This window comes from Alcaligenes sp. AB3 (assembly GCF_031844565.1).
In the GTDB taxonomy this organism is placed as follows: Bacteria; Pseudomonadota; Gammaproteobacteria; order Burkholderiales; family Burkholderiaceae_B; genus Alcaligenes; species Alcaligenes faecalis.
Map to the genome: position 1 here is coordinate 104,492 of NZ_JAUZVM010000003.1, position 25,841 is coordinate 130,332.

At 54.9% G+C, this 25,841-nt stretch carries 28 protein-coding genes and 1 pseudogene; 7 read left to right on the forward strand and 22 right to left on the reverse strand.

Features of this window, described 5'->3' with window-relative positions; all coding sequences use genetic code 11:
* Window positions 1-69: 69 nt before the first annotated feature.
* The 3 genes from infC to Q9R35_RS07935 all read right to left on the reverse strand — a co-directional run bounded on the left by infC (window position 70) and on the right by Q9R35_RS07935 (window position 3,040).
* The gene (gene infC / locus Q9R35_RS07925; protein ID WP_080584954.1) at window positions 70-594 is read right to left on the reverse strand and encodes a translation initiation factor IF-3; all 525 of its coding nucleotides are present in this window, start codon (window positions 592-594) and stop codon (window positions 70-72) included.
* 46 nt (window positions 595-640) lie between these two features.
* Window positions 641-2,563, reverse strand: a complete 1,923-nt coding sequence (gene thrS / locus Q9R35_RS07930) for a threonine--tRNA ligase (RefSeq protein WP_042480340.1) — start codon at window positions 2,561-2,563, stop codon at window positions 641-643.
* Window positions 2,564-2,794: 231 nt separating this feature from the next.
* Complete coding sequence (locus Q9R35_RS07935) at window positions 2,795-3,040, reverse strand: DUF333 domain-containing protein (protein WP_042480338.1); 246 nt, start codon at window positions 3,038-3,040, stop codon at window positions 2,795-2,797.
* Window positions 3,041-3,204: 164 nt separating this feature from the next.
* Between Q9R35_RS07935 and Q9R35_RS07940 the strand changes: the two genes are divergently transcribed.
* Window positions 3,205-3,381, forward strand: a complete 177-nt coding sequence (locus Q9R35_RS07940; protein WP_155274653.1) for a hypothetical protein — start codon at window positions 3,205-3,207, stop codon at window positions 3,379-3,381.
* Between the two features lie 253 nt (window positions 3,382-3,634).
* Here the strand turns inward: Q9R35_RS07940 and Q9R35_RS07945 are convergent, their stop codons facing one another.
* Both Q9R35_RS07945 and Q9R35_RS07950 read right to left on the reverse strand, forming a co-directional pair.
* Complete coding sequence (locus Q9R35_RS07945; protein ID WP_155274652.1) at window positions 3,635-3,805, reverse strand: hypothetical protein; 171 nt, start codon at window positions 3,803-3,805, stop codon at window positions 3,635-3,637.
* A gap of 42 nt (window positions 3,806-3,847) precedes the next feature.
* A complete protein-coding gene (locus tag Q9R35_RS07950; protein WP_307188514.1) occupies window positions 3,848-4,855 on the reverse strand; it encodes a carbohydrate kinase family protein in 1,008 nt (335 codons plus the stop codon).
* 163 nt (window positions 4,856-5,018) lie between these two features.
* On the opposite strand from Q9R35_RS07950, the gene Q9R35_RS07955 reads away from it, so the two are divergent.
* Window positions 5,019-5,312: a hypothetical protein gene (locus Q9R35_RS07955; RefSeq protein WP_042480326.1), complete on the forward strand. Its 294-nt coding sequence runs from the start codon at window positions 5,019-5,021 to the stop codon at window positions 5,310-5,312.
* 39 nt (window positions 5,313-5,351) lie between these two features.
* On the opposite strand, the gene Q9R35_RS07960 is transcribed toward Q9R35_RS07955, so the two are convergent.
* The 7 genes from Q9R35_RS07960 to Q9R35_RS07990 all read right to left on the reverse strand — a co-directional run bounded on the left by Q9R35_RS07960 (window position 5,352) and on the right by Q9R35_RS07990 (window position 10,180).
* Complete coding sequence (locus Q9R35_RS07960) at window positions 5,352-5,591, reverse strand: DUF333 domain-containing protein (RefSeq protein WP_042480323.1); 240 nt, start codon at window positions 5,589-5,591, stop codon at window positions 5,352-5,354.
* 45 nt (window positions 5,592-5,636) lie between these two features.
* Window positions 5,637-6,254, reverse strand: coding sequence for a WG repeat-containing protein (locus Q9R35_RS07965; RefSeq protein WP_311219634.1), 618 nt, complete (start codon window positions 6,252-6,254; stop codon window positions 5,637-5,639).
* Window positions 6,235-6,993 carry a class I SAM-dependent methyltransferase gene (locus tag Q9R35_RS07970; RefSeq protein ID WP_311219635.1) on the reverse strand — a complete coding sequence of 253 codons (759 nt, stop codon included), beginning with the start codon at window positions 6,991-6,993 and terminating at the stop codon, window positions 6,235-6,237. Before Q9R35_RS07970 ends, Q9R35_RS07965 begins: the two co-directional genes overlap by 20 nt.
* A 14-nt stretch (window positions 6,994-7,007) precedes the next feature.
* Window positions 7,008-7,469, reverse strand: a complete 462-nt coding sequence (locus tag Q9R35_RS07975) for an NfeD family protein (RefSeq protein ID WP_042480320.1) — start codon at window positions 7,467-7,469, stop codon at window positions 7,008-7,010.
* Between the two features lie 14 nt (window positions 7,470-7,483).
* Window positions 7,484-8,410: an SPFH domain-containing protein gene (locus tag Q9R35_RS07980; protein WP_063692761.1), complete on the reverse strand. Its 927-nt coding sequence runs from the start codon at window positions 8,408-8,410 to the stop codon at window positions 7,484-7,486.
* 223 nt (window positions 8,411-8,633) lie between these two features.
* Entirely contained in the window at window positions 8,634-9,239 is a 606-nt protein-coding gene (locus Q9R35_RS07985; protein WP_081251529.1) for a hypothetical protein, read from the reverse strand.
* Window positions 9,240-9,385: 146 nt separating this feature from the next.
* Window positions 9,386-10,180, reverse strand: coding sequence for a hypothetical protein (locus Q9R35_RS07990; RefSeq protein WP_125304334.1), 795 nt, complete (start codon window positions 10,178-10,180; stop codon window positions 9,386-9,388).
* Between the two features lie 195 nt (window positions 10,181-10,375).
* Between Q9R35_RS07990 and Q9R35_RS07995 the strand changes: the two genes are divergently transcribed.
* The 4 genes from Q9R35_RS07995 to Q9R35_RS08010 all read left to right on the forward strand — a co-directional run bounded on the left by Q9R35_RS07995 (window position 10,376) and on the right by Q9R35_RS08010 (window position 14,503).
* Entirely contained in the window at window positions 10,376-10,705 is a 330-nt protein-coding gene (locus Q9R35_RS07995) for a DHCW motif cupin fold protein (protein WP_042482096.1), read from the forward strand.
* 329 nt (window positions 10,706-11,034) lie between these two features.
* Entirely contained in the window at window positions 11,035-12,372 is a 1,338-nt protein-coding gene (locus Q9R35_RS08000) for a solute carrier family 23 protein (protein WP_311219636.1), read from the forward strand.
* An 11-nt stretch (window positions 12,373-12,383) separates the two neighbouring features.
* The gene (locus Q9R35_RS08005; RefSeq protein ID WP_063692753.1) at window positions 12,384-13,802 is read left to right on the forward strand and encodes an amidohydrolase family protein; all 1,419 of its coding nucleotides are present in this window, start codon (window positions 12,384-12,386) and stop codon (window positions 13,800-13,802) included.
* Window positions 13,799-14,503, forward strand: coding sequence for a sulfite exporter TauE/SafE family protein (locus Q9R35_RS08010; protein WP_125304333.1), 705 nt, complete (start codon window positions 13,799-13,801; stop codon window positions 14,501-14,503). The genes Q9R35_RS08005 and Q9R35_RS08010 overlap by 4 nt, the downstream gene beginning before the upstream one ends.
* Here Q9R35_RS08010 and Q9R35_RS08015 read toward each other — a convergent pair.
* The 8 genes and pseudogenes from Q9R35_RS08015 to Q9R35_RS08050 form a co-directional block, all read right to left on the reverse strand.
* Entirely contained in the window at window positions 14,500-15,537 is a 1,038-nt protein-coding gene (locus Q9R35_RS08015; RefSeq protein ID WP_125304332.1) for a LacI family DNA-binding transcriptional regulator, read from the reverse strand. The two genes, Q9R35_RS08010 and Q9R35_RS08015, sit on opposite strands and share 4 nt — an antisense overlap.
* Window positions 15,538-15,720: 183 nt before the next feature.
* Window positions 15,721-16,179, reverse strand: coding sequence for a PEGA domain-containing protein (locus Q9R35_RS08020; RefSeq protein ID WP_125304331.1), 459 nt, complete (start codon window positions 16,177-16,179; stop codon window positions 15,721-15,723).
* 601 nt (window positions 16,180-16,780) lie between these two features.
* On the reverse strand, window positions 16,781-17,401 hold the full coding sequence (locus tag Q9R35_RS08025) for a LysE family translocator (RefSeq protein WP_063692823.1): 621 nt from the start codon (window positions 17,399-17,401) through the stop codon (window positions 16,781-16,783).
* Window positions 17,402-17,611: 210 nt separating this feature from the next.
* A complete protein-coding gene (locus Q9R35_RS08030; RefSeq protein ID WP_311219637.1) occupies window positions 17,612-18,946 on the reverse strand; it encodes an MFS transporter in 1,335 nt (444 codons plus the stop codon).
* 71 nt (window positions 18,947-19,017) lie between these two features.
* Window positions 19,018-19,788 (reverse strand): 1,6-dihydroxycyclohexa-2,4-diene-1-carboxylate dehydrogenase, encoded by a 771-nt coding sequence (locus Q9R35_RS08035; protein WP_063692745.1) that lies wholly within the window; start codon window positions 19,786-19,788, stop codon window positions 19,018-19,020.
* Between the two features lie 64 nt (window positions 19,789-19,852).
* Window positions 19,853-20,860 (reverse strand): benzoate 1,2-dioxygenase electron transfer component BenC, encoded by a 1,008-nt coding sequence (gene benC, locus Q9R35_RS08040; protein ID WP_125304329.1) that lies wholly within the window; start codon window positions 20,858-20,860, stop codon window positions 19,853-19,855.
* Between the two features lie 15 nt (window positions 20,861-20,875).
* Window positions 20,876-21,364 (reverse strand): benzoate 1,2-dioxygenase small subunit, encoded by a 489-nt coding sequence (gene benB, locus Q9R35_RS08045; RefSeq protein WP_026482701.1) that lies wholly within the window; start codon window positions 21,362-21,364, stop codon window positions 20,876-20,878.
* Between the two features lie 3 nt (window positions 21,365-21,367).
* A pseudogene (locus Q9R35_RS08050) lies at window positions 21,368-22,720 on the reverse strand (Rieske 2Fe-2S domain-containing protein).
* A gap of 452 nt (window positions 22,721-23,172) precedes the next feature.
* Between Q9R35_RS08050 and Q9R35_RS08055 the strand changes: the two are divergent.
* On the forward strand, window positions 23,173-24,111 hold the full coding sequence (locus Q9R35_RS08055) for a LysR family transcriptional regulator (protein ID WP_063692741.1): 939 nt from the start codon (window positions 23,173-23,175) through the stop codon (window positions 24,109-24,111).
* A gap of 229 nt (window positions 24,112-24,340) precedes the next feature.
* On the opposite strand, the gene Q9R35_RS08060 is transcribed toward Q9R35_RS08055, so the two are convergent.
* Both Q9R35_RS08060 and Q9R35_RS08065 read right to left on the reverse strand, forming a co-directional pair.
* The gene (locus tag Q9R35_RS08060; RefSeq protein WP_035267734.1) at window positions 24,341-25,402 is read right to left on the reverse strand and encodes an NADH:ubiquinone reductase (Na(+)-transporting) subunit F; all 1,062 of its coding nucleotides are present in this window, start codon (window positions 25,400-25,402) and stop codon (window positions 24,341-24,343) included.
* Between the two features lie 15 nt (window positions 25,403-25,417).
* Window positions 25,418-25,780 carry a phenol hydroxylase subunit P4 gene (locus tag Q9R35_RS08065; RefSeq protein WP_045931447.1) on the reverse strand — a complete coding sequence of 121 codons (363 nt, stop codon included), beginning with the start codon at window positions 25,778-25,780 and terminating at the stop codon, window positions 25,418-25,420.
* Window positions 25,781-25,841: the final 61 nt, after the last annotated feature.

Sequence of the window (25,841 nt, forward strand, 5' to 3'; positions counted from 1 at the left end):
GCTACTTGGGAGCGAATCGGGCGACGCATAATGCTCCTGGGCGGACCCAGGCAGTATCGTGCAAGAGTATCAGGACGCTTTCTTGCGAGGCGCCAAGACCATGACCATTTGACGGCCTTCCAGCTTGGGCATGGCTTCAACCTGACAGATTTCGCTGACTTCGTCGCGAATCCGTTCCAGCACACGCATCCCCAATTCCTGGTGAGCCATTTCACGACCACGGAAACGCAAAGTCACTTTGACCTTGTCGCCATCATCGATGAAACGCTTCACATTACGCAGCTTGACCTGGTAGTCGCCTTCATCCGTACCGGGACGGAATTTGACTTCCTTGATCTGAATGATTTTCTGCTTGGCCTTGGCTTCTTGTTGGCGCTTCTGTTCCTGATAGCGGAATTTGCCGTAATCCATCAAACGGCACACCGGTGGCACAGCCGCAGGGGCGATTTCCACCAGGTCCACATCATGCTGTTCTGCCATAGCCAAGGCGTCAGGCACCTTGACGATACCTAGCTGCTCACCCTCGACTCCAATGAGTCGCACCTCTGGAATACGAATTTCACCATTGATGCGATGTTTTTTCTCGGTTGCGATGTCGAAAACTCCTAAAAATGTCGATAAAAACGATAGCGTTCCTGTTTTACTGACGGCTATCGATCTCTTGCTTCAATCGTGCTGAAAAATCGGCTACTGGCATGACGCCCAAGTCCACGCCACCACGCGCACGTACGGCAACTGCGCCGTTTTCACGCTCTTTCTCGCCCACGACCAGAATATAGGGCACTTTTTGCATACTGTGCTCACGGATTTTACGAGTGATTTTTTCACCACGCAAATCAGAGGAGGCACGGAATCCCATTTTCTTCAGGTTTTGCGCCACGGATTGGGCATAATCCGCTGAACTTTCGGAAATGCAGCATACCACCACGTGCTCCGGCGCCAACCAGGCAGGCAAGGCGCCGGCGTGGTTTTCAATCAGCATGCCGATAAAGCGCTCGAAGGAGCCCAAAATAGCACGGTGCAACATCACGGGCACGCGACGTTGATCCTGAGCATCCACATACTCGGCACCCAAACGGGCCGGCATGGAGAAGTCCACCTGGATGGTGCCGCACTGCCAATGACGACCAATGGCATCTTTCAGTGTGTATTCAATCTTCGGGCCATAGAAAGCGCCCTCGCCTTCCGAGATCTCGAACTCGCAGCCGGTACGGCGCAAGCTTTCGATCAGGGCTTGTTCAGCCTTGTCCCAGACAGCATCGTCACCGATACGCTTTTCTGGGCGAGTAGCCACTTTGTACAGAATTTCGGTAAAGCCGAAGTCCGCATACACGGCTTGCAACTGAGCCGTAAAGGCAGCGCATTCGTCTTGCAGTTGATCTTCGGTACAGAAAATGTGACCGTCGTCTTGCGTAAAGCCGCGCACACGCATCATGCCGTGCAAGGCACCCGAAGGTTCGTTGCGATGGCACTGACCGAACTCGCCGTAACGAATAGGCAGTTCACGGTAGGAATGCAGGCCGGAGTTGAAGATTTGCACGTGGCCGGGGCAGTTCATGGGCTTCAAGCCATAAACACGGTTCTCCGACTCGGTCGTGAACATGTTTTCAGCGTAGTTGTCCCAGTGGCCGGTTTTCTTCCACAGCGACAAATCCAGAATTTGTGGCGCTTTCACTTCCTGGTAGCCATTGTCCTGATAGACACGGCGAATGTATTGCTCGACCTGTTGCCAGATCACCCAACCTTTGGGGTGCCAGAAAATCAGGCCGGGAGCCTCTTCCTGGAAGTGGAACAGATCCAGCTCACGGCCCAGCTTGCGGTGGTCGCGGCGCTCGGCCTCTTCCAGCATGGTCAGGTACGCTTGCTGATCTTCCTTGGTCGCCCAGGCAGTGCCGTAAATGCGTTGCAGCATTTCATTGTTGCTGTCGCCACGCCAGTAAGCGCCGGCCACTTTCATCAGCTTGAACACTTTCAACTTGCCGGTGGATGGCACGTGAGGACCACGGCACAAATCGATGAAGTCCCCTTCACGGTACAGGCTGATTGGCTCGTTGGAAGGAATGGAGGCAATGATCTCTGCCTTGTAGTCCTCGCCAATGCTCTTGAAGAACTCGACCGCATCGTCGCGCAGCCACTCTTCACGAGTCACCACTTCGTCTTTCTTGGCCAGTTCTGCCATTTTCTTTTCAATGGCTTCCAGATCCTCGGGCGTAAAGGCGCGCTTGTAGGAAAAGTCGTAGTAAAAGCCGTTGTCGATGACCGGGCCAATGGTGACCTGGGCATCCGGGAACAGACTCTTGACCGCGTAAGCCAGCAAGTGGGCAGTAGAGTGACGGATCAAATCCAGACCGTCCGCGTCTTTGGCGGTGATGATGGCCAAATTGCTGTCCTGGTCGATCACATACGAGGTATCCACCAGACGCGACTCGGTACCGGGCGTGCCGACACGGCCTGCCAGGGCGGCGCGGCCCAGGCCTGTGCCAATCGAGTTCGCCACTTCGCTGACGGAAACCGGGCCCTGAAACTCTCGCTGGGAGCCATCGGGCAGTGTGATTCGGACCATAACACTTCCTGAAATAAAAAACGCGGCCTTGAAAAAGCCGCGCTTTTGAATTGAACGTTCTTGGAAAGCAAACGAAACGCTACGCGGCCACGGCTAGATTTGCCGACGGGTAGTTCGCGTTGAGTTCATAAGATTCTGCTTCCCAAATAACACATTTGATTGGATAAGTTTATCACCTTCGCCCGCTATCGCGGCGCTGTATCGCCACAAAAACCACATTTGGCAAAGAATTCAGTCCATCCGGGGATACCAGCTACGATAAAAGGCCCATTCTTCGGACTCCGAGCCATCTTTCATCAAACAGGTTCCATAGGCGCCACGTCCACTTTCATGAACAATGGTTTGCCCACCCATGCGCTGACAAAAAGTGGAGGCCAGATTGGCTTGCCCCGCGGGTTTGGTGGCCGTTTGGGTAGAGCTGGCGCATGCCGTCAACATCAAAGAGCCTGCGCAGGCAGAAACTAAGCGGAAAAACATGATTTCCTTCTCCTTGACCTGAAGTTTGCTGATGCCCGGCGAATCGTTCGAGATGAAGACTGCCCAGGCCGCGTCTGCTGTTAGCACAAGGTAGAAAAAACCATCAAGCGCTGGTCGCGAAACAGATCGTGGAAATAGCTTACTACACTTGTCTGATATGAGAAGTGAGCGAAGGCAAGCGTGCAGCAAAAGCAACACGTCAGGTAAAAGATGGCGCTGAAATCAAGCGTAAATATAGGTGCTTTATTGCAAAGCACTACAAGGCCGGGCGTAGATCAAGAGCGATGCAGCCAGAAAGACAACAAAATAAAACCCAAAATACCGCAGCCAGCCAGCATTAATACCATAGGTACATAATCAATCAGATTCGAGGCATTAATCATGGCGTACATCCCAAAGTCCCAACTCAACAAGCTTGAGACTATGGTAACGGGCCACCTTCAGAACATGAAGTCAACGATTGTCAAGATCCGACACAGAGGCGACACAAAGACTAGGATTGGGCTACATGAGCTTACCTTTACGGCAGAAATCTTTGCAAAAGCTCATAACACGCAATAAAAGACCAGGAAAAGGCGTTTTGTGCCGGAACCCTTATCCATTGAACATCGTAAAAATGGCGTAAACCACGGGGACAGCCAGGGGAGTAATCATTAATAAAGCCGTATCGCGCTTCCACGTCCTGGGACGGGTATAACAGAGTGTGACACCCAGCAGAACCGTCACCAACAGATACAAGCCCACAATAATGATAGTGGCTGCCATATCCTCTCCCCCTTGCGATTTGTTTTGCTGCGCTTTTTGTATTTACAACGTCAGGACTTCCGCCGCATCTTGCCCGAACATGGGCGGAAAAGTATTGGCCGCCCACTGCCCTAATCGTGCCGCCGCGGCCTGGCTGGCCAGCTTCAAGGCGTCTGACGGCTCCAGGCCCCGTTTCCAGGCTAGGGCAAAGCTGGACAGAAACGCATCCCCTGCCCCCACCGTTGAGCACACCGCCACCTTGCACGCTGGTTCCGCATACTGCTGCCCATTGAAAGCCAACACCGCCCCCTGCACACCCAGGGTGATCAACAAGGCTTGTTGGGGGTGATGTTGCAGACGCGCAGCCAGCTCGCACGCTTCCTGAATCGACAATTCCAGCTGAATATCGGCATCCTGAACACCTGCCAACATCTGGGCCTCTACCGCATTCAAGCCCAGCACATCGGCTTGTGCGTAAACCTGCTTGAATCCCTCACCTTGATGCTGCAAACACGCCACACTGGGATTTACCACCAGGCAGGCCGAGGTATCACTTCTTTCCGCCAAGGCTTGCGCCAAACTTTCCATAGGCTGCAAGGCCAAGGGGGCCACATAAATCAGGTCTGCTTGCAGGTCTTGAGCCTGAACACGCAGGCAGGCATTTGCACCGCGCCGGGCCAGTACCGAGGCACTTCCGGATGGCTCTACCAGAACGATGGCTTTCCCTGTGGGTTGATCGGGGCAAGTCTGCACACTGCTGACATCAATACCCAGTTGCTCGATATGCGCGCGCAAACGATCACCCAGGCCATCCTGACCCAGCGCCCCCAGAAGTCGTACCGATTCACCTTGCTCCATAAAACTGGCTGTGGCATTGAGTGCACCACCACCAGGGTACAAATCAATCGAGCCCACTTCCTGCTTGTCGCCACGCGCCAGCTCGGCTGGCATGCCTGAGACCACAATATCAACGGTAATACTGCCTATCGCTACAAGCTGCACCCTGAACCTCGGCCAAGAAAAAAGAGAGCGTGAATCTGCTTGCAGCAGTATACCCACGGGCTGGAGCACGTAGTCTATGGTGGAAAATCAGGACTGGGTGAGCCGCGTAAAACCGAGCAAAAGTGCAGGCCTGTTCAAGCCGTTTGTGGATGCAACAGACATCACAAAAATCTGGCTCAAGATAAAAAGACATGCTAAATTACTGTTTATCCATACAGCAAAAAGAAGCATCATGTCCTATAACATCACTTTGCACGACGCTCCTTCCGATATCACCGAACGCGGCCGCCGCGAGGCTGAGGAGCGTTTTCGCCGCAGCTTAGAAAAAGTCATGCAAGGCCCGGAGGCCGTGGTCCAGGCCTATCGAGCGTGGCAACTGGCTGAAGAAACAGCAGAGACAGAATTGTCCGGGGAGGACATTGCCCTGGCCAAGAAATGGATTGCCGCCGCCACGCGCGCCATGAGCGATGGCTTTCGTGATCTGGGCGAGTCCGAAGCCTACTTTGAAGTCCGTATCGAACGCTAATATAAAAGCCAGCGAATAGCTGGCTTTTATTATCTGGCATCAGGACTTTGCCGAAGGGTGGTCGCGGCGCATCAGTTCCCACTCTTCAATCACCGTGCCATCCGGCAAAGTGCACATGCCCACCTGCCCTGTCGGTGTATTTACAATGTCCAAACGCCCGCCCTTCTCCACGCAATAAGCCGAAGCCGGATTGGCAATACCCACGGGTGGTTGTGTCGAGGGCTGATTGGCACAAGCAGACAAGACGCCGACCAATCCCAGGATTCCCCATTTCTTCATCGTGTTCTCCGGATAAGTTCTGTACTGCAGTGTACTGTGTGCGGACTAGTTTTCGGGCCGATCTTTTGATGCTGTCAAAGGATTGGAAATATTTTCCCAATGCTGGCAATGAACCGAACGGTGTTCGCCGTGCGGAATGAGCTTGCAATCCATGCCGACCTTGGCTTTGCCATCTACAAAGGGAAAGGCGAAATCATAACGGGCCGGAATCCAGATTTTCAGTGACTGGTCGTGAAAGCCCATCTTCCCCTTGGCGACGAAACGGGCCAGACCTTCTTCAAAATAATCAGGGCCATTGTCGTAAATGAAGGGGCGCAGAACGGCTTTGCCCTTTTCATTCACGTACACCCAGCCTTGTTCATCCTGTATCAGGCTTTGCCCTTGAGCGACGGGGACAAATACAGGCAGTAGCGCCAACATCAAAGCAGACAGGGTTGAAACAATCCGACGCCCGGATCCCAGTCCAGCAGCTTGCAACCCTGCAATTGCCGTTGCTGTTGCTGTTGCTGTTGCTGTTGCTGTTGCTGTCGCCGCACCAGTATCCATGTACGAACCCATGTCATTGCTCATATCGCGTGCAGTTTCCACCTTAGCCACCACACTAATACGATTACTGGCACCAAGCCCAGTCCCAGTCCCAGTCTTACAGCTTGCGCGCTTCAAACGAAATAATTCCGTCAGTGTCCTGCGGTGTCTTGCCGTACTGATACCCGCCGGAGATAACAATCTCGCCAAAACCCACTTGCTCCAGCGCCATGCGCAGTTCCTGAACACCCCACCAGCGCAGCGAGAACTGTTCCAGCTGGGTTTCCAGCAAGACACCATGCTCCCACAACTCGTAGCGATGCATTTCACGGCTTACCTGAGCGCAATAGTCCTTGTCCAAGGCGGTGGCATTGAGAGTAATAAGTCCATGCGGAGCGGCCGACCAGGTCCGCATGCCTGGATGCACACTCAAAATCGCCGCCACCGGGTCCAGATCCAGCAACAGCCGTCCACCTGGCTTCAGGCTGGCATGAAAACGGCTTAGCGCGGCCATGCCTTGCTCAAACGAATCCAGCAACTGGAAAGAGCCGGCTGGTACCACAATCGCCTCCAAGGGGCGGTCTGCTGTGAAATCCGTAAAACCGGCCAGTTGAAGCTGCGTCGTCAAAGAGCGCAGTTCCAATTCACGGTGGCAATAATCCAGCATTTCCTGCGACAGATCGAAGCCGCTGATATCCAGCCCCGCCTGCAGCAAGGGAATCAGAATGCGCCCTGTACCTACTGCAGGCTCGAGAATCGGCCCCCTTGTGCCGTGCAAGCGCTCCAGGTAGTACTCCACATCTCCAAAAGATCGTCCTACTGGCTTGTCCAGGTGATATACCAAGGAAGCCAGCTTGCCGTAGCGATTGTTCATCATTGTTCTACATCCTGCTATTTGTCTTGCTCAACAGCCTGAACACGCATTTCGGCGCCTTCCACCGCCAAGACCACAACCGCAGCGCCCTGCTCCAGATTTTGGGTCGCCGTGGCACTGTAATAACTATCGTTAAGCCGAATACGTCCACGGCCATTCACAAAGCTTTCGCTGACCTGCGCACGTGCACCCACATAGGCGCTCAAGCCGGTATTCAGAATGTCGGGCTGATTGGCCCGGCTGCGCCGTTGCCAACGCACACCGACAACCACCCACCCCAACATGGCAACAGCCAGAATCAGCCACTGAAGCCAGTTGGGCGCGTCAGGCCAGGCGGCAGCAAACAAGCCCACCGTCAGGGCTCCCAGGCCCAGCCACAGCAGATAAACGCCGGAGATGACAACCTCGGCAGCGATCAGCACAAGGCCAGACACCAGCCAATACCAGAAGGAATCAAAAATGAATGACAAGATCAGCACCTCCAGCTGTCCGCTTAGCCTTGTCCCAGCTTGCTGCCGGTGGTCTTGAGCAGCTCGGTCACACCCGCCACGGCACCGGTAATGCCGCTGGCTTCCAAAGGCATCAGCACCAGCTTGCTGTTAGGACCCGTGCCCACATCTCGCAAGGCTTCCACGTACTTCAAACCCACAAAGTACTGCAGGGCCTGCACGTCACCGCTCTTGATGGCTTCGGACACTTCGCGGGTTGCACGGGCTTCAGCCTCGGCTTCACGCTCACGCGCTTCAGCACGCAAGATGGCAGATTGTTTTTCACCCTCGGCACGCAATACGGCCGCCTGCTTCTCCCCTTCGGCTTGCAGCACCTCGGCTTCTTTCTGGCCGCTGGCCTTGGTCACGGCAGCACGACGATGGCGCTCTGCCGTCATTTGCAGGTTCATGGCTTCCTGCAATTCGGGAGCCATATTCAAATCACGGATCTCCACCCGGGTAACTTTCACCCCCCAAGGCGTAGTGGCCGCATCCACCGCGGCCAGCAGGCGATCGTTAATGAGCTCGCGGTTCGACAGCATGTGGTCCAGTTCCATCGAACCCAGAACCGAGCGCAGGTTGGTGGTGGTCAGGTTCACAATGGCCATTTCCAGGTGATCAATTTCGTAAGCCGCCTGGGCAGCATTGTCGATGCGATAAAACACCACACCGTCCGCGGTCACGGCCACGTTGTCGCGGGAAATCACATTTTGCGAGGGCACATCCAGCACGGATTCCATCATTTTGAGCTTGCGGCCCACGCGGTCCATAAAAGGCACCAGCAAGGACAAGCCCGGCGTCAGGGTACGGGTGTAGCGACCAAAACGCTCGACCGTCCATTGCTGGCCCTGAGGCACGACTTTGACCCCAGCCATCACCACGACCACAGCCAAAAACGCCAACATCACCACAAAAGTAAAGGAGCCACTCATGTCGATACCCTCTCCAAGAACACAACTGAAAAAGCGATTTTAGCCCAGGCTTAATGACAGATCCGCTAAAGAGGATGTTTGACCGCCCTATAGCCTATAGCTGAGCGATCAGACTTGGAAAGCAGTGAACCGTGGGTTCGTCAAAATCAAATGCAAAGGGCTCAACAGCAGACAGGCCTTATGACTTCAAGGGCAGATCAGCAGTAGAAAATGACCGGCGGATTCAATTCAGAATGTCGTACAGACGGAAAATCCACAGCCCTTTATAAACTATCGTCAACACCACCAACGCCGCCTGATAAGACTTGCTGGGCACCACCATGGCAATCAAGCCCATGACAATGAACACGGCCTGCTGCACGGGGTACTCCAAACCCAGACTCAAGAAATAATCTTTCCCTTTAATGGCGGTGTCGATTACATCCATGAGCTGAATCAACACAAAAAAGCCGTAAAGCGAACGCCGCCGGGTCTGGAAATAATCTTCCAACCCCCGGTATTCCTCCATATTGGATGGAAACAGCAAGGACGCCATGATGGCAAAAACACAGGTATACAAAATCAGGAAAAAATACAGCTGAAAGGACCAGACCTGCACTTTCACCAGACTGAACTCGTACCACCAAAAATGAATAATCGTCAGGAATAGATACAACACCCATCCCAGATGAATGGGATAGATACGCTTGGCTTTGGGGTGCTGGATGAATTCAGAGACGCCTACGATCAGCCTGGAAATACTGATCCCCAGCACCATGCCGATGATGATGCGTACGTGGACAAAATGCTCTGAATGGATCAACTCTGGCGGCACGGGACGTCCTTGCAAAATGGCTAATCCTGGCACACCTTAGCAGAGTCACAGCAGGGCTCCAAGCGCGTACTTTCCCCTTCAAAGCCCTGACTTGATTGCTAACGTTTATTGGCCACTCAGCAAAAATCTGAACACCATATTGATGAATGGCCCTTCAAACCTTAGTAACGAGGCGGTGGCGCGTATTGGCCATTTCCCTTATCCGCAGGAAAAGGATTGGGCGACTGTACGGCAGGTTGAGCCGGAGTCACCGGGCGTACTTCGTAAAGTACCGTACCGATCACACCGATATTGCGGGTATCGCCAGCCAAGCTGTTCGCGGCATACGCTCTGTCCTTGCTTGAGAAACGGAAGGCGGCCACTTCATTCGCGCTCTTGCGAAAGCCTTCGATACGCAAGACAGCGCCAGCCTGCAAGAGATAGCCGTTATGGCTACGACTACCTGCTTTGCCCGACAAGACATCCAGACCATCTACCGTGGTGATGATTTCATAAGGCGTGGAACTGCGATTGGTGTAGACCAGCACGTAACGTTCACCTGATTTGCCGGCCAATTGATAGTTCCGCAGCCCAATGCTGCTGAAAATAGTCAAAGGTGTGTCGCGTCCATCATGGACAGACAGCTCCACTTTGCCTTGATCCAGCAAGATGCTGCGCTGGGCATCCAGATTTTGGCCCAAAGCCTGGCGAATGCTGCGCTCATCGGAATAGGCTAATTGCAGCTCATCGCGCTGCGGTTCGATGCGCTGAGCCTGGACAGAGTAGGCTCGTGATTCACGTCCTTCTCCCCACTGCGTTCCCAAGGTCGAGGCTGTTTGCGGCGCTGCAGCCGATACTGCCTCACGCTGTACCGACTGCTGAGGCAAACTGCTACAGGCAGACAGCAAGAACGCTGCGGCCAGTATGCTCCAGCGTCCACAGTGCCGTGCAGATAAGAATGATTGAGACAGACTCATGCGCTTCCCCTTTTATCAGTACAAGTGCCATGAAGAGCCCCTGTTGAACGCGAGTATTCCTGATCTCCGCGCATTTGTGACGTCATTAAATTTCTAAATTGAAATCGCCTGTATCAAGGAAAAATAGTAAGGAGACAAACCAGGCTGGCCAAACAGGCCTACTATGAAACCCATCCCTTCAAACGAGCCACAAACATGGATATTCAGAACCTACCCTTTTGCACCGTCAACTGGTCCGACATCACTCCCACTGAACACAAAGGCGAAACAGGCATGGCCCTGTGGCGCACACAGCAATTTGGCCCTATCCGAGTACGCATGGTGGAATACAGCCCCGGCTATCTGGCCGATCACTGGTGTGTAAAGGGCCATATGTTGCTGTGCCTGGAAGGCAAGCTGGATACCGAGCTGGAAGACGGACGCCGCTTCACCCTGGAGCCGGGACAGTCCTACCATGTGGCCGACAATGCCGAGCCACATCGTTCCTCCACCCAGACGGGGGCCAAACTCTACATCGTGGATTAAAGCCTGTTACGTAAAAACGCCCTTTAGGCAGTCGGGACTGGCTGCCTGAGGGGCGAAAAATGCAGCGCACCTTCCGACGTCTATTCTTGCCGTCGATACTTTCCAGCAGTCGCATGACTGCCTCCTCTGCCTCCAGCAGGCTATTTCAGTCTAACGAAATAATCCTTATTCGATTTCTACATCGACTTTTCAGAAAAGCATAAATACACTACCAAAACGTTTTGGTTAGTTTTAAAATCACAACCAAATCGTTTTACTCATAACGCAACAAAAACCAAAGGACTGCGGTAGGCTCTTGAAAGCCTGACCACGCAGCACAGGAGACACTGATGAAAGACACCCCCACTGCGCAAGTGGATGAGCTGTATTCCCCTCAGCGCATGATCGCCTTCGGGCTGCAACACGTACTGGTCATGGCCGCCTCCCCCATCGCGGCTGTGTTCTTGATGAGCAAGGCCCTGGGTTTTGATGCAGCCCTGACCACTCAACTACTCAGCGCCACCTTTCTGGTCTGTGGCATAGGCACCTTGATCCAATCTTTCGGCCCGGCCGGCATAGGCGCCAAACTGCCTTTTGTGATGCTGCCCGGTGGTGCACCCATCATCCTGTTCATTCTGATCGCGCAACAAACCGATCTGCCCACGGCCTCCGGGGCGGTGATTCTATCCGCCCTGCTGTACTTTCTGATCGTCCCTATCTTCAAACGCTTTTTGCGTTACTTCCCATCGCTGGTGATCGGCATCATGCTCTTGCTGGTTGCCATCAATCTGGCGCAAATCTCCGGTAAGCTGATTGCCGGCACACCGGGCTCGGCCAATTTCGGCAATACCGACAATTTGTTGCTGGCCCTGATCACCATTGTGTCTACCGTGCTGTTTGCCCGGCTGCTCAAGGGCATGTGCCGCCAGCTGGCTATCTTGCTGGGCTTGATTGTGGGTGCCTTGTCCGCTGCCTTGATGGGCGACATCAGCTTGAGCGGCGTGGGCAGCGGCCCACTGCTGGCCCTGCCGTCCCCCTTCCCCTTTGGCCCGCCCAACTTTGATTTGATTGCCGCTTTGCCGCTGCTGCTGTTCACCTTGATTTCCATGGTTGAAGCCACTGGCCAGACCATTGCCTTGAATGAAGTCCTAGGCAAAGAAGACGAGGCCGAGCAACAGGCACAAGTCCCCAATACGATCCGAGGCGACGGGCTGGCTTCTTTGCTGAGCGGGATTTTCGGAACCTCGCTGATCATTACCAGTGGCGAGAACATCGGCATCATCCGCGCCACCCAAGTGCGTTCCCGCTATGTCACCGCCGTCGGTGGACTGTTCCTGATTCTGTTCGGCGTGTTCTCGCCACTGTCTGCCCTGATCAGCGTCATCCCTGCCTCTGTCATTGGAGCAACCGGCCTGGTGGTCTTTGCCATCGTGGGCACCATGGGCATAGACATGTTGCGCAAGGTAGACCTGCGTGGCCACTCCGCCATGTATGTCGTTGCCACGGCCCTGGCAGTCGGCTTGCTGCCCATCGTCGTTCCCGGTATCTACGACCAACTTCCCTCCCAACTGCGTTTGCTCTTGTCCAACGGCGTTGCCATGGGTGCGCTGACGGCGGCTGTCCTGAACTATCTGTTCATTCACGTCGGCCAGCGCTCCCCCAAAACCGCCCCCCTTCAACATTCTTGATGAGCTGTGCCATGAATCACGCTTCTTTATTCCAATCCCACGACCTGGCTCAGGCCCGCATTCTGGAACCTGAACACCTTTTGCTGCCGCAAGGACCTGTCAGCGGACACGCTGTACTGATTGAAGAAGGTCGCTTCAGCGATATTGGCACGGTAGAGGAAATGGCTGCCCGTCACCCTGGACTGCCACGCCTGGGCTTGCCCGGCCATTTGCTGATGCCTGGTTTTGTGGATGCACACCATCACGTCACCCAGTCTTATGGGAAATCGCTGGTGTATGGCGAGCCCTCGGAGATTTTCCGCCGGGTCTGGGTGCCTCTGGAAAGCACCTTGAATGCCCGCCATCTGTATGCCTCCAGCAAGCTGTCGGCACTGGAAGCCTTGCGAGGCGGATTCACCACGGTTTGCGACGCGGGCACCCGATCGTCCGAGGATCTGGATGCCATTGTGCAAGCCACCACAGACGTAGGCATACGCTGCGTTCTGGGCCTGATCTGCAATGACAAGCACAGCGCGGTACTATTGGACGCCGAGCCTATTGTGGCTCGCGCCCAGGCCCACCTCCAGCAATGGGAGCACCATGCTTTGATCAGCCCCTCACTGGCTATCTCTATCCCCGAAGCCGCCAGTGATGCAATGTTGCATCGTATCTATTCCATGAGCGAAGAAGCAGGCCGAGTGTTCCAAACCCACGCCAACGAGCATCTGGTTGCGGTGGAGCGTTCCCTGAATGCCCATGGTCGCCGCCCAATCGAGCATCTGGCCCATATTGGTGCCCTGGGTTCGGCCTCCTTGCTGGCCCATGCCACTTTGGTTACCCCCAGCGAAATCCGTCTGCTGGCCGATTTGAATGCCGCCGTTTCCTACAACCCGGTTGCCAGCGCCTGGAAAGGCAATGCGGTCGCTCCGGCAGAAGCCATGCGTGTTCAAGGCATACGTCTGGGCATGGGGACGGACGGCACTCGCAGCGATGCCTTTCGCATGATGGATTATGGCGAGGCCGCACAACGCTTTGCCTTCGGCATGATGGTGGGCGACTCCTCTTGCGGCGCGGGTTGGACCTGGCTGGACATGGCGACCCGAGGCGGTGCCGAGGTCGTTGGGCTGGGTGCCCAAACCGGACAGATTCGGGTGGGTGCTCAAGCCGACTTCCTGGTCGTTGACCTGCAAGTGCCCGAGATGACGCCTTCCTGGGATCTGCCTTGGGAGCTGGTCCGGATTGCCGCCCGCGATCAGATCCGGGCTGTAGTGGTCCAAGGCAAGCTGCGTCTTTGGGAAGGCCAGCCTGTGGATTGGGATCCCCTGCCCTTACTGGACGAAGTGCGTGAACTGGCTCGTCATGCCGTCGCGCAATCGGACATCCGCAAGCTGCATGCCCCGTCTACCGAGCACCTGGCTCGTCACGCAGAGAAAGAAAAGGCCTTGGCATGACCGCTGGTTTGCTGATTGCTTTTGCCGCCGTGCTGGCGGGCGCCTTCATTCAGGGTGCCAGCGGTATGGGTTTTGCCCTGATCGTGGTTCCAGTACTGGCTTTGGTTCATCCCGAGGCCATACCGGGGGCATTGTTGTTCCTGATGCTGCCGCTGAATGCCTATGTTGCCTGGCGTGAACGCGAGGGGATTGATCGCACCGGTGCGGGCTGGATCACCGTCGGACGTTTTGCGGGGACTTTTGCCGGTTTGGGGATTTTGCTGGTGCTGTCGACCTACTGGTTAAACCAGTTCGTGGGCATCAGCACCTTGCTGGCTGTGCTGGCGTCGGTGCTGGCCCCCAGCTTCACGCCCGGCAAAAAGGCGTTTATCGCCACAGGTCTGGTGACCGGCATCACTGAAACCGCAACCGGTATTGGCGGCCCACCTTTGGCTCTGGTCTACCAGCACGCCCCCGTGGCTACCCTGCGCTCGACAGTCGCCTTGTGCTTTCTGGTGGGAGAAATAATCTCGCTGGTCGTGCTGGGCATCTCCGGTGCACTGCAGTGGTCCCACCTGAGCTATGCCGTCTTGTGTCTGCCCGCATTGGTGCTGGGTATGGGCCTGAGCAGCCTGGTTCATCACAGGCTGGATCAACGCCGTCTGCGTATTGCGGTTCTGGTGTTTGCGACCGTCTCCGGTCTTGCCGTCATGCTGACTTAATCATCCAGCTGTGTAGAGGCACGGGCCCGAAGCTCCGGCTTTGGGCCCAAAGCCGACTGGCGGCTTTTATCGCCCGACAAATGTTCGAACAGCAGCTCGACGGCCAGGGTTGCCACTTGTTCCAGATGCAAATCCACCGCGGTCAGAGCCGGTTCTGCGGTACGAGCACGCAGGCCATCGTAACGGGTCGCAATCATCACATCTTGCGGGACACGCAAACCGGCTTGCTGAACGGCGGCCAAAGCGCCCACCGCAAAGGCATCCACGGGCACACATAGAGCATCAGTATCGGGGTACTGCGCCAAAAGCCGGGAGCAGGCATCAAACCCACCCGCTTCACCCAAGCTTTCCTCTACCTGCATATAGCGCACGGGCATGGCGTGAGCCGCCGCGAAGTTCTCGTAGGCTTTCTTGTGACTAGCGTAGGAGTCACGCGCGGCACTGCTTTGCACCAGAGCAATACGTCGCCGTCCTTGCTCCCACAAATGATTTAAAAGCAGATGCGCAGTTGCGGTGGACTGCAGATCAATAAAGGGAATGCTGTCTGCAACGCCCCCCTGACGGCCAATCGACACCAAGGCTACGCCCCGTTCCTGCAACAAGCGCACATTGGGATCATCCGTCATGGGTTCCAGCAAAATCGCCCCATCAATATCCAAGCCTTCCAGAAAGGCCTGGGCACTTTCCAATGGAGGTACGAACACCAGAGCCAGGCCGCGCCTCATGGCCGCTTCCGCCGCAATACCCGCCACTTCCATCATGAAGCCTAAACGCGACACACCACCCGACACGGCAAAAGGCATGGACGATACCAGTGCGATGCTATTGGCCGCACCGGAGCGCAAACGCTGTGCTCGTACATTGGGCCGGTAGCCCATATCAGCCGCGATCTGCTTGACCTTGGCACGCGTTAGCGGGTCCACCACACCTCTGTCATTCAAGGCGTGTGAAACCGTAGTCAAAGACACCCCTGCCGCTTTGGCGACATCGCGGATGGTGATACGACGAGAGGGGGGAGCAGAGGAACGTGGCAAGGCTGGATCAGTCAGAAAAGGGAAAGAGAGGAAAATAGCATAGCCCTGGTCACTTGTTTAAGTGAAACAAAACTGTGAATCAGCCAAGATCAGTCAAATTTAAAAGCAAAGAGTCTTGGCTAGTGTGCTTGGCCAAGATCAGTCAGGGGCCATATTACAAGTTAATACCCGCCCAAAGGGGCACTAACATTTTGACTTCCCCTCTAGCAGGCAATTGGTTTTACGCTGCTCTCGCAGTTGGGCTTGCATCAATCTGCGGTTTTCTTCTTGCTGTTCCCGCATCTGGCGCAGAGTCTGTACACGCAAACCGTAATCCGCGTCCTGCGCATAACCATCCCCCAAAGGCCGTTTGGCCATTTGATAGCCGAAAACCGGAATCGGGGGTAGATGTACCCGATTGGTATACGAGACCCGGTATCCGCTAAGCCACTGCGCATAACAAGGGTCTGTGTAAAGAATGCCCAGGTGTTTATCGACATCCCGAAGCTTATAGTGAATGGTCAGTGGTGTCTCGCCATAGACACTGCCATTGCAAACGACAGTAGCTCCTTCGGGGTCGCTATGATAAGTAACGGCAATACTGGAGCAGGCGCCAAGAAACAGGAAAAAACACAAAACCAGCAAGACCTTGATGCAAGTCATTCTTTTTCCGCTCCGTATTTTTCCACGCCACCCAATGCATTAAAAAAAAACAAAACTTAATTTAAAGTAGCCGTATGAAATTTTCCAGTCTTGCACGCTTCAGAAATTGAATATTATCAATAAATTCCCAGCGTATTCTCAGGGCACATGATATAAAAACCAGTTCAACCAGGCGCCCATGAAAAAGCCGCCCATAGGGCGGCCAGGCTGGTTAATGGTCTCCGTCTTTCTTGGAAATTTTATATTGAATCGTGTTTGCTCGGAAAATCACTGGGCCAGTTCATGGGTGTGTCATTCATATCCAAACCTCCTGCTATTTATTTAATCAAGAAAGCCTAGAACGAGTTTTTATCCTAGCAAAAAAAATACAAACTTCAAGCATTAAATAGCCTATTCAGTGTTAACCCTGCACAAATAGAAACATCAAAAAGACAGAGACTCTACCTCAACCCTATGGGGTTTATTCAGTTCGGCAGATTGAACATGAAAGCATCATTAAAAACAGCGGGCTCAGACTGGCCGAATACATGGCAAGCATAAAAAAGCTCTCACAAGGAGAGCTTTTTGCTGTGTGGCCTGAACTGCCAGATCAGGCATCCAATCAGGAACGGCGCGCCATGGCCAGAATCACGCCAAAACCTATCATCATGCTGCCACTAATGCGGTTCACCCAGCGCAGACCATGCGCATTTTGCATCACGCCGGACAGCCTGGTCCCCACATAGGCATACGCCGCAATCGCGAGCACTTCCAGCAGCAGGAAAATCACACCCTGTGTCATGAAGCTGGCCCAATAGTTATTCATATCCACAAATTGCGGGAAGAAAGCGGTGAAAATCAGAATGGCCTTAGGATTACCAATCGCCACGAAGAACTCCTGACGCACCAGGCCCCAGATATCTTTTTTGCTCACCTCAGTCTGCTCTGCTGACGTTTTACCACTGGCACGCAGCACCTTGAGGCCCAGCCAGATCAGATACGCCGCCCCCGCGAGCTTGACCACGGTAAAGGCCGTTTCCGAGACCATCAACAAGGTTCCCATTCCCAAGGCCGCCACCACAATCATGATGGCAAAAGCGACCAGACGCCCCATGGCCGCCACCAGGGCAGTCGACACGCCTTGCTTGGCCCCTACCGTCATGGACAGCAGGTTGTTGGGGCCGAAGGCCATATTCAGAGCAAAACAGGCGGGTAAAAATAACAAAAGACTGCTGGCGGTCATGATTTTGACTAGCTCCATAGACAATGCCAGCCATTCAATTTGAAAGGCTGGCATGCGTCGATTGAAAACGGTGTAGATGAACCTTGCTTCTGGCAGCCCCACAATCAGGAAGCTGCCGGAAGGCACAAGTATAACGATCTGTAGCCTGTTGGCACGACTCAAGCCCGTTGTGAACTTGGTATGACCATTTCTCCACCTGTCCTGGTATTTTCAACCCACCACAGCATTGAAAGCCACTTTAGGTGATGAACGCGAGGATGCCAGAAACACCAGAAACGCGAGCATGGCGATAAGTCCCGGCACGGCAAAGGCCATGAAATTCATCTGCAAGGGCAACTTGGCCGCCATCAGGGTACCGCCCAGGAAAGGCCCGGCAATGGCACCGATTCGCCCCACGCCTGACGCCCAGCCCAAGCTCGAGGAACGCATGGACAAGGAATAAAACTGCGCCGTATTGGCGTACAGCAGGATCTGCGTGCCAATGGTGGTGGCACCGGCAATCACGATCAACACGTACAACACCAGAGTCGGGCTCTTGAAACCCAGCAAGGTAATGGACACCGCCGACACCAGAAAGAACCAGGCAACCACTTTAGGCAAGCTGAAACGATCCCCCAGCCAACCACCCAGAATCGCACCAAACATGCCGCCCAGGTTCAAGGCCACCAGGAAGGACAGGCTGGAACCCAGGCTATAGCCCGCATTGGCCATCAGTTTAGGCAACCAGGAACCCAGGGCATAGACCATCAAGAGGCAGCAGAAAAATGCCACCCAGATCATCAAGGTGCCCAGCAAGCGTCCTTCCTTGACCAGATCCAGCATGGGCACGCCTGCCTTTTTCTGCTCATGCAAGGTCAAGACGGTATCTTGGGACACGCCCAATTCAGGAGCCAAGGTCTGCACAATGCGGCGTGCTTTTTCCTCTTGCCCCTGACGCATCAGAAACGCCAGCGACTCGGGCAGTTTCCAGACAATAAAAGGCAGCAACAACAGCGGAATGGCCGCGCAGAAAAACATGGACTGCCAGCCAAAGCGCGGCAGCATGTAGATGCCAATCGCTGCCGACAACAAGCCACCCAATGAATAGCCGCTGAACATGATGGCGACCAAGGTGCTGCGCGAACGCTTGGGCGAATACTCATTCATCAAGGCCACGGCGTTGGGCATCAAGCCGCCACAGCCCAATCCGGCCAGAAAGCGATAGACACCAAACTCGGTCGGTGAGCTCGCAAAGCCATTCAAGAACGTGGCCAGACTGAACAAGGCAAAACAGATCGTCACGCCCTTTTTTCGGCCAATCTTGTCTGCCAGCGGCCCAAATACAAACGCGCCAAACATCATGCCGAACAAGGCGTAACTACCCAAGGCCCCGGCTTGCACCGGCGTCAAATTCCACTCGTCCATCAGCACCGGCAAAACCACACCGTAAATAAACAAGTCATAGCCATCGAATACCAGCAACAAGGCACACAGGCTCATCACCATCCAGTGAAAGCGCCCGAAGCGCGCCTGCTCAATCACTTCATTAACGTCTAGTGTTTTCATGATTTGTCTGCCCCAAATGGAGTTTTTTTGTCTTGATGCCCTTCGCTCTACCAGCCGTGCGCATCGATTGATCAGCCCTGGTCGCCGCCTCCTACTGGCAAGACAGTGCCGGTGATATACGAAGCCTCGTCGGAGGCCAAAAACAAAATGCTGGCGGCCTGTTCATCCAGACTGCCGTAACGCTTCATCAAACTGCTGGCCACGGTCTGATCCACAATCTGCTGATACCAGATCGCTTCCTGGGGATCTTCCTGGTTCTGGGTATTGCGAGGAATGCGCCGTGGCGGTGCCTCGGTCCCGCCGGGTGAAACAGCATTGACCCGAATGCCGCGCTGGGCATTCTCGAAAGCCAAAGAGGCGGTCAAGGCATTGACGCCGCCTTTGGCCGCGGCATAAGGCACACGATTGATGCTGCGAGTGGCAATCGAGGACACATTCACAATGGCCCCACTGCCCTGCGCCTGCATGCTGGGCAACACGGCATGACAGGACCACAGGGTTGGAAACAGGGAGCGGCGTATCTCGGCCTCGATCTGCGTCGGCGTGTAGTGCTCGTAAGGACGCGTCCAGATCGTGCCCCCGACGTTATTGATCAAAATATCAATACGCCCCCACTTATCCAGCGCCGCCTGGGCTGCAGCCTGAGCGCCTTCAACGGTTTCCAGATCTACTTCCAGTGTCAGGACCGTATCACTGGCCAGTTCCCGCACCAGTTCAGAGCGGTCTACCGCCAACACCCAGGCCCCTTCAGCCTGCAAGCGCTCGGTAACACGACGGCCAATGCCTTGGGCCGCGCCCGTCACAATGGCCACTTTTTGATGAAAACGCACAGGCGCAGTCATGATCTTTCCTTGTAGGAGTCATCCAGCACAAGACGCCCCGCAAAGGGGCGTTGCTTGAATGCATTTACTGGCTGGTGATGAATTTTTCGTAGTAGAAATTCGCGGGAGCATGGGCTTGCGCATCAATGAACTGGCTGACGGCATCCACCATGGGTGGCGGCCCGCACAGGTACACATCCACCTGCCCGTCATGCCAATGCGCCGGATCCAAGTGCTGGGTCACGTAGCCTTTGCGTTCGTGGCGGGATTCCGGATCGACCACGCAGGTGGTGTAGCTGAATCCGGGCAAACGCTGGGTAAAGGACTCCAGCTCTGCCAGCATCACCAGATCCTGATCACGGGTGACGCCATAGACCAGATGCACAGGCTGCGTACAGCCTTGCTTGACCAGCACTTCCAGCATGGACAAGAACGGCGCCAGACCCGTGCCACCGGCCAGGAACAGCAAGGGGCGCGTTACCTGACGCAGATAAAAACTACCCAAAGGCCCGGTCATTTCTACCTGCTGGCCTAGCGGCTGCGCCGCCAGCCAGGAACTCATCAGGCCTCCCGGCACTTGCTTGATCAGGAAACTCAAACGCGGCTCGCCCGGCGCAGAGCTGAAGGAATAGGAGCGATGCGCCTGCCCGCCAGGCACCGTGATATTCACGTACTGCCCAGGCAGGAAAGGCAAGGCTTCATCGGCCGCATCAATCTTCAACTCGTAAGCCGCATCCTCATACTGACGGCATTCCGATACCTGTCCCTGCCACTTGGCCACGGCGGTTTTGCACACACCCGATGAAATCGGCACAGCAATCACGCAGTCCGACTTGGGGATCATCTGGCAGGTCAGAACCAAACCCTTGTCCGCTTCCTCTTGCGTCAGGGCATCCTCGATATAGTCATCGCCCTGCTCATACTGACCACTTTCGGCCTGACATTTACAAGTGCCGCACACCCCGTCCGAGCAATCCATAGGCAGATTGATCTGATGGCGATACGCGGCATCCAGCACTTTTTCGTGTTTCCCACAGTCCACGAAACGGGTGACGCCGTCCTCAAAATTCAGCGCAATACGATAGCTGTTCACGACTAACCCCCAGCTTTAAATGTGATACACATCAATCACTTGACGGATGTAGTCGTTCTTGAGCACTACCTTCTTTTGCTCGATCAACCAGCCCTTATCCTGAGACGACAAAGTCAGATAAATGGTGCCGAAGAACTGATCCGTCACCCGGTAGCGATGGTTCATCGTCAGAAAGTTGTAGCGGACATCCACCTGCCCATCGCGCTCGGCCAGAATCTCGATATTGCTGAGCATATGAGCGGTACGCGGCTCGGGCGTGGAGGCACCGGAGCGCTCGGTCTTGATGCGGAACACCCGATCTTCCAAACCATTGCGGTTGGGATAAAAGATCAAGGAGATCTCGCTGTGCGGATCTTCGGTCAGCTGATCATCATCGTCCCAGCAAGGCATCCAGTATTGGGCGTTGGGGCTGTAGCACTCCAGCCATTCATCCCACTGACGGTCATCCAGCAAACGGGCTTCCCGATACAGGAAAGCGCAAATAGAGTGATAGGTTGCGTTCATGGCTTAGGCCTCCCCGCTTTCTGCTTTCAGTGCCTGGCTCATGGTCTTGGCCCAGTACTCGTGCTGGCAGACAAACAAGCCTTCATCTTCACTACGCCCACCACTGATCAAGGGCTTCATGCCCATGGCGGTCGCGTTCTCGTCCGGGCCTTGGACCCACAGGGGGGCGCCTCGGCTCAAGTCATTCCAGGGGGCGGCAATACCGGCATAGCCTTCCTGACAAGCACGGAACTCTTCCAGATCGTCTGCCGTTCCCATGCCAGACACGTTGAAAAAGTCTTCGTATTGACGAATGCGGATGGCACGCTGCTCGGCGCTCTCACCCTTGGGGCCAAAGCAGTAAATCGTGACTTCCGTCTTGTCCACGCTGATAGGACGCGTTACCCGAATCTGGGTAGAGAACTGGTCCATCAAATACACGTTCGGGTACAGGCACAGATTGCGGGTCTGATTCACGATGAACTCGGCACGGTCCTCGCCCAGACGCTGCTTCAGCTCCTCGCGATGCTCGTAGACCGGCCGCACGGTTGGATTCATGGTCTTGGTCCAGAGCAAGATATGGCCATAATCAAAGCCATACACACCGCCCAGGCTTTTGCTCCAGCCGTTCGCATCCACCGCTTGCGTGCCGCCCTCTTTGCGACGACCCATCGTGGCGGAATAGTTCCAGTGCACGCTGCTGACGTGGTAGCCGTCGGCCCCGTTTTCCATCTGCAGCTTCCAGTTGCCGTCGTAGATATAGGAAGAATTGCCGCGCAGCACTTCCAGGCCTTCAGGGGCTTGGTCCACGATCTGGTCGATGATGACCTAGGTTTCACCCAGATATTCATCCAGAGACACCACATCCGGATTCAGACTGCCAAACAGAAAGCCGCGATAGTTCTCAAAGCGCGCGACACGCTTCAAGTCGTGCGAGCCTTCGGTATTGAACTGCTCGGGGTATTGGGTGTTTTTCTCGTCCTTGACCTTGAGCAGCTTGCCGGCGTTATTGAAGGTCCAGCCATGAAAAGGACAGGTAAAACTGCCTTTATTGCCATGCTTGCGGCGGCACAGCATGGCGCCCCGGTGGGCACAGGCATTGATAAAGGCATTCAAGCCGCCGTCTTTGCCGCGTGTCAGAAACACGGGCTGGCGGCCAATATAGGTAGTGAAGTAATCATTCACATTGGGCAACTGGCTTTCATGCGCCAAGTAGACCCAATTGCCTTCAAAAATATGCTTCATCTCCAGCTCGAACAGATCCGGATTCGTGAAGATGTCACGACGGCAGCGATACACGCCTGTTTCTTGGTTTTCTTCCAGGGCAGTATCAAGCAAGTGCCTGATATCGTTGGTTTTATCCATAAGGACTGACATGATGTGGCCTTTATGAGAGTTGCAGCCGTCCCTGCCCATGTCCATGAAGACATAGCAAGTACGCGTAATAGAAAAGAAAAATCGCTCCTGATTGATACCGGACTGGCTCGTGGCAGCGTGTTGCTGGCTTGGCATTGAGCCTGATTCAAGCCCGACAGGGACAGCATCGGGCTGATCTTGCCCAGCCCGTTTTATCTAACATCCTGGGGCTGTTCTGCATGGCTTTCATTACAGTCTTTGAATGGACAAGCTTCCAATACCATATCGGTCCCGCTCCATAGCAAAATGCTATAGCTTGTTTTTTTATTAATAAAATCAGTTACTTAAATCATTATAAAAACAAAACCTATCGTTAACCCTAGAGCTTGTCGGGTATATGCTTGAACCTTGGATGGTCGAGATAGGTGATATATTGATCCGGATTTTCTGGACCTGGACCACGGGCAAAGCATATGGACTTGAAACAAATCCGCTACTTTGTTGCGGTCGCCAAAGAGCGTAATTTCACTCGCGCGGCCGAGCAGTTGCACATTGCCCAACCTGCACTCAGCAGACAGATCCAGTTGCTGGAACAAGAGCTCAATGTCCTCTTGCTGTCACGCGAAAGCCGCCCTCTGCAACTGACCGAGGCGGGCCGCATTTTTTACGAGCAATCCCTGCAATTGCTCAATCGTGTGGAGGTCATGAAAGCGGCGACCACCGAAGTCGGTCTGCACCAGCGCCCGCAGTTGTCGATTGGCTTTGTGGCCTCCACCTTGTACGGTGGCCTGCCCATCCTGATCCAAAAGTTCCGCCACGCCTACCCGGATATCCGCTTTCACTTTCTGGAGCTGACCTCCAGCCAGCAAATTGCCGCCTTGCGCGCCGGACGCATTGATATTGCTTTTGGGCGTGTGCGCATTCATGACAGCGCGGTCTGCCGCACTGTCTTGCGTGAAGAACGCCTGGTTCTGGCGATCCCGCCCAAGATTGATCTGGCCAAGGACCGGGGGCCGGTGTCCTTGCAGGTCATCGCTGATCACGCCTTTATTGTGTATCCCAAGTCCCCGCGCCCCAGCTTTGCCGATCATGTGCTGAATATTCTGCACGACAACGCCATCTTCCCCACCGAAGTGCACGAGGTACTGGAACTGCAAACGGCCATGGGACTAGTCGCAGGCGGCGTGGGTTTATGCCTGATCCCTTCAGCCGCACAGATACGCAGTGATCTGGTCTACCGGCTGATTGACGATGAGAAAGTGACTTCGCCCATTATTTTCAGCCACAGGAAAAACGACAACTCCTGGTACATCGCTCAGATGCATGCCTTTATTGAGGAAATGTATGCGGAGAAACCGCCCTGGCTGATTCCGGGACACAGTGCCTTGAGTAACGGGCCGCCACCCTGTTGATGGCTGCAAGCCTATGAGCAACTGGCCTGCTCTGGCTTGCAGCGAAACCTTCTGCCTCACCTGCTTGCGCTGATACGGTCAGACGGCAAAGCTGCCACCGACTAGTACAAAAAGGCCCTGCAAAGCGTCGTTAACGCTTTTTGCAAGGCCAGAAAGCTGCGGCGTTCACGACCACCAGCCGCAGACCTTTTCACTAGAAAAAGTCTGGTCGGCAGTCAGTTAAAACCGCTTAGATACGCTTGAACAGCGCCGAACGTACCTTGCCGGTTGCGCCATCCGCGGCTGTCAGGAATTGTTCCATGTGAATGTCACGCTCGAAGAGGCGGCTTTGCATCAGCGTGGAAATCGCCGCTTCGATCATGGGAGGCGGGCCACACAAGTAGGCCTTGTTACCCGAGCAACGCTGCTCAAAGAACTGCCCCACGGCTTCATGCACAAAGCCCACAAAGCCTTCCCAGGCATCATCCGGCAAAGGCGCATTCAAGGCCGGAATGTAGTGGAAATTGTCGTGCTTTTCGGCCAGTTGATAGAAATGATCCGCGTGATACAGCTCGGCTTTATTGCGCGCCCCCTGGAACAGATAAATAGGACGGGTATCGCCCTCTTCCAGCAAATCCATAATCATGGATTCGGGGCTGGACAGGCCCGAGCCACCGGCGATGAAAATCGCACCTTGCGGGTCGGACTTGCGCACAAAGAATTGGCCGTAAGGGCCGGACACATCCAGAGACTGCCCCACTTGCAGTTCATCATGAAGCCAGGTGGTGCCGGCGCCCCCTTCTACCTTACGTACATGCAAATCAATAATGCCGCTCATGGAGGGCGGATTCGCAATGGAGAAAGCACGGGTGCTGTCAATGGACGGCACATGCAAGTTGATGTATTGCCCGGCCTGGAACGCCATCGGGCGATCCAGTTCCAGACGAATGTGCTTGATCGTGGGCGACAAGTCTTCAATCAGGACGACCTTGCCCTGATAGTCCTCCACTGGCAGGCCCTGGAAATCCGGGTCCACGTCCACGTCGGCCTCGATGACCATATCGGATTCGGGCAGACAGCAGCAAGCCAGCAGCTTGCCTTCGTCCCGCTCCGAATCCATCAAGGCAAAGCTGGACGCATCGCCTGCGTCTGCATAGCCTTCCAGCACCTGCACCTTGCAGGTGCCACACGTGCCATGTCCACAGGCAAAAGGCAACCAAACCCCTTGTCGCAACGCAGCGTCCAACAAGGTTTGTCCATCTTCCACCTCTACCACATCACCTGTGGGTTCTACGGTTACCTGATACGTCATTGCTGCCTCCGCCTCTTATACGCCCGTACCCTTGTAGCCATTCAGGCCCGGGGTCTTGAAACGCAACAAGGATTTGTGATCGAAGCCCTTGGCACCCAAGGTGTCGTCCGGGTTCAACTCAACGGCCTCGCCATTCAGATTCCATTGCACCTTGCTCCATTCGATCTGCTCAAAGTCAGGGTGCTGGGCAAAGCCGGCAGGCAACAGTTGCTGGATCATCTGGGACACGGTCATCTCGGGCTGAACCAGAAAGGCCTTGGCCGAGCAGAACAAGAGGTGCTCGTCCCAGCCTATATACAGCAACATGCTGTCGCCATAGTGCGACTGCTGGTCGCGCGCATAGCCTTGGTAGTCCGGGGTAATTGCAGTAACTGCCATATTGATCTCCAATTTTTATAGGTAGTGGCAGTGCCCACCGAGGCACTGCCCTTTTTCTCGT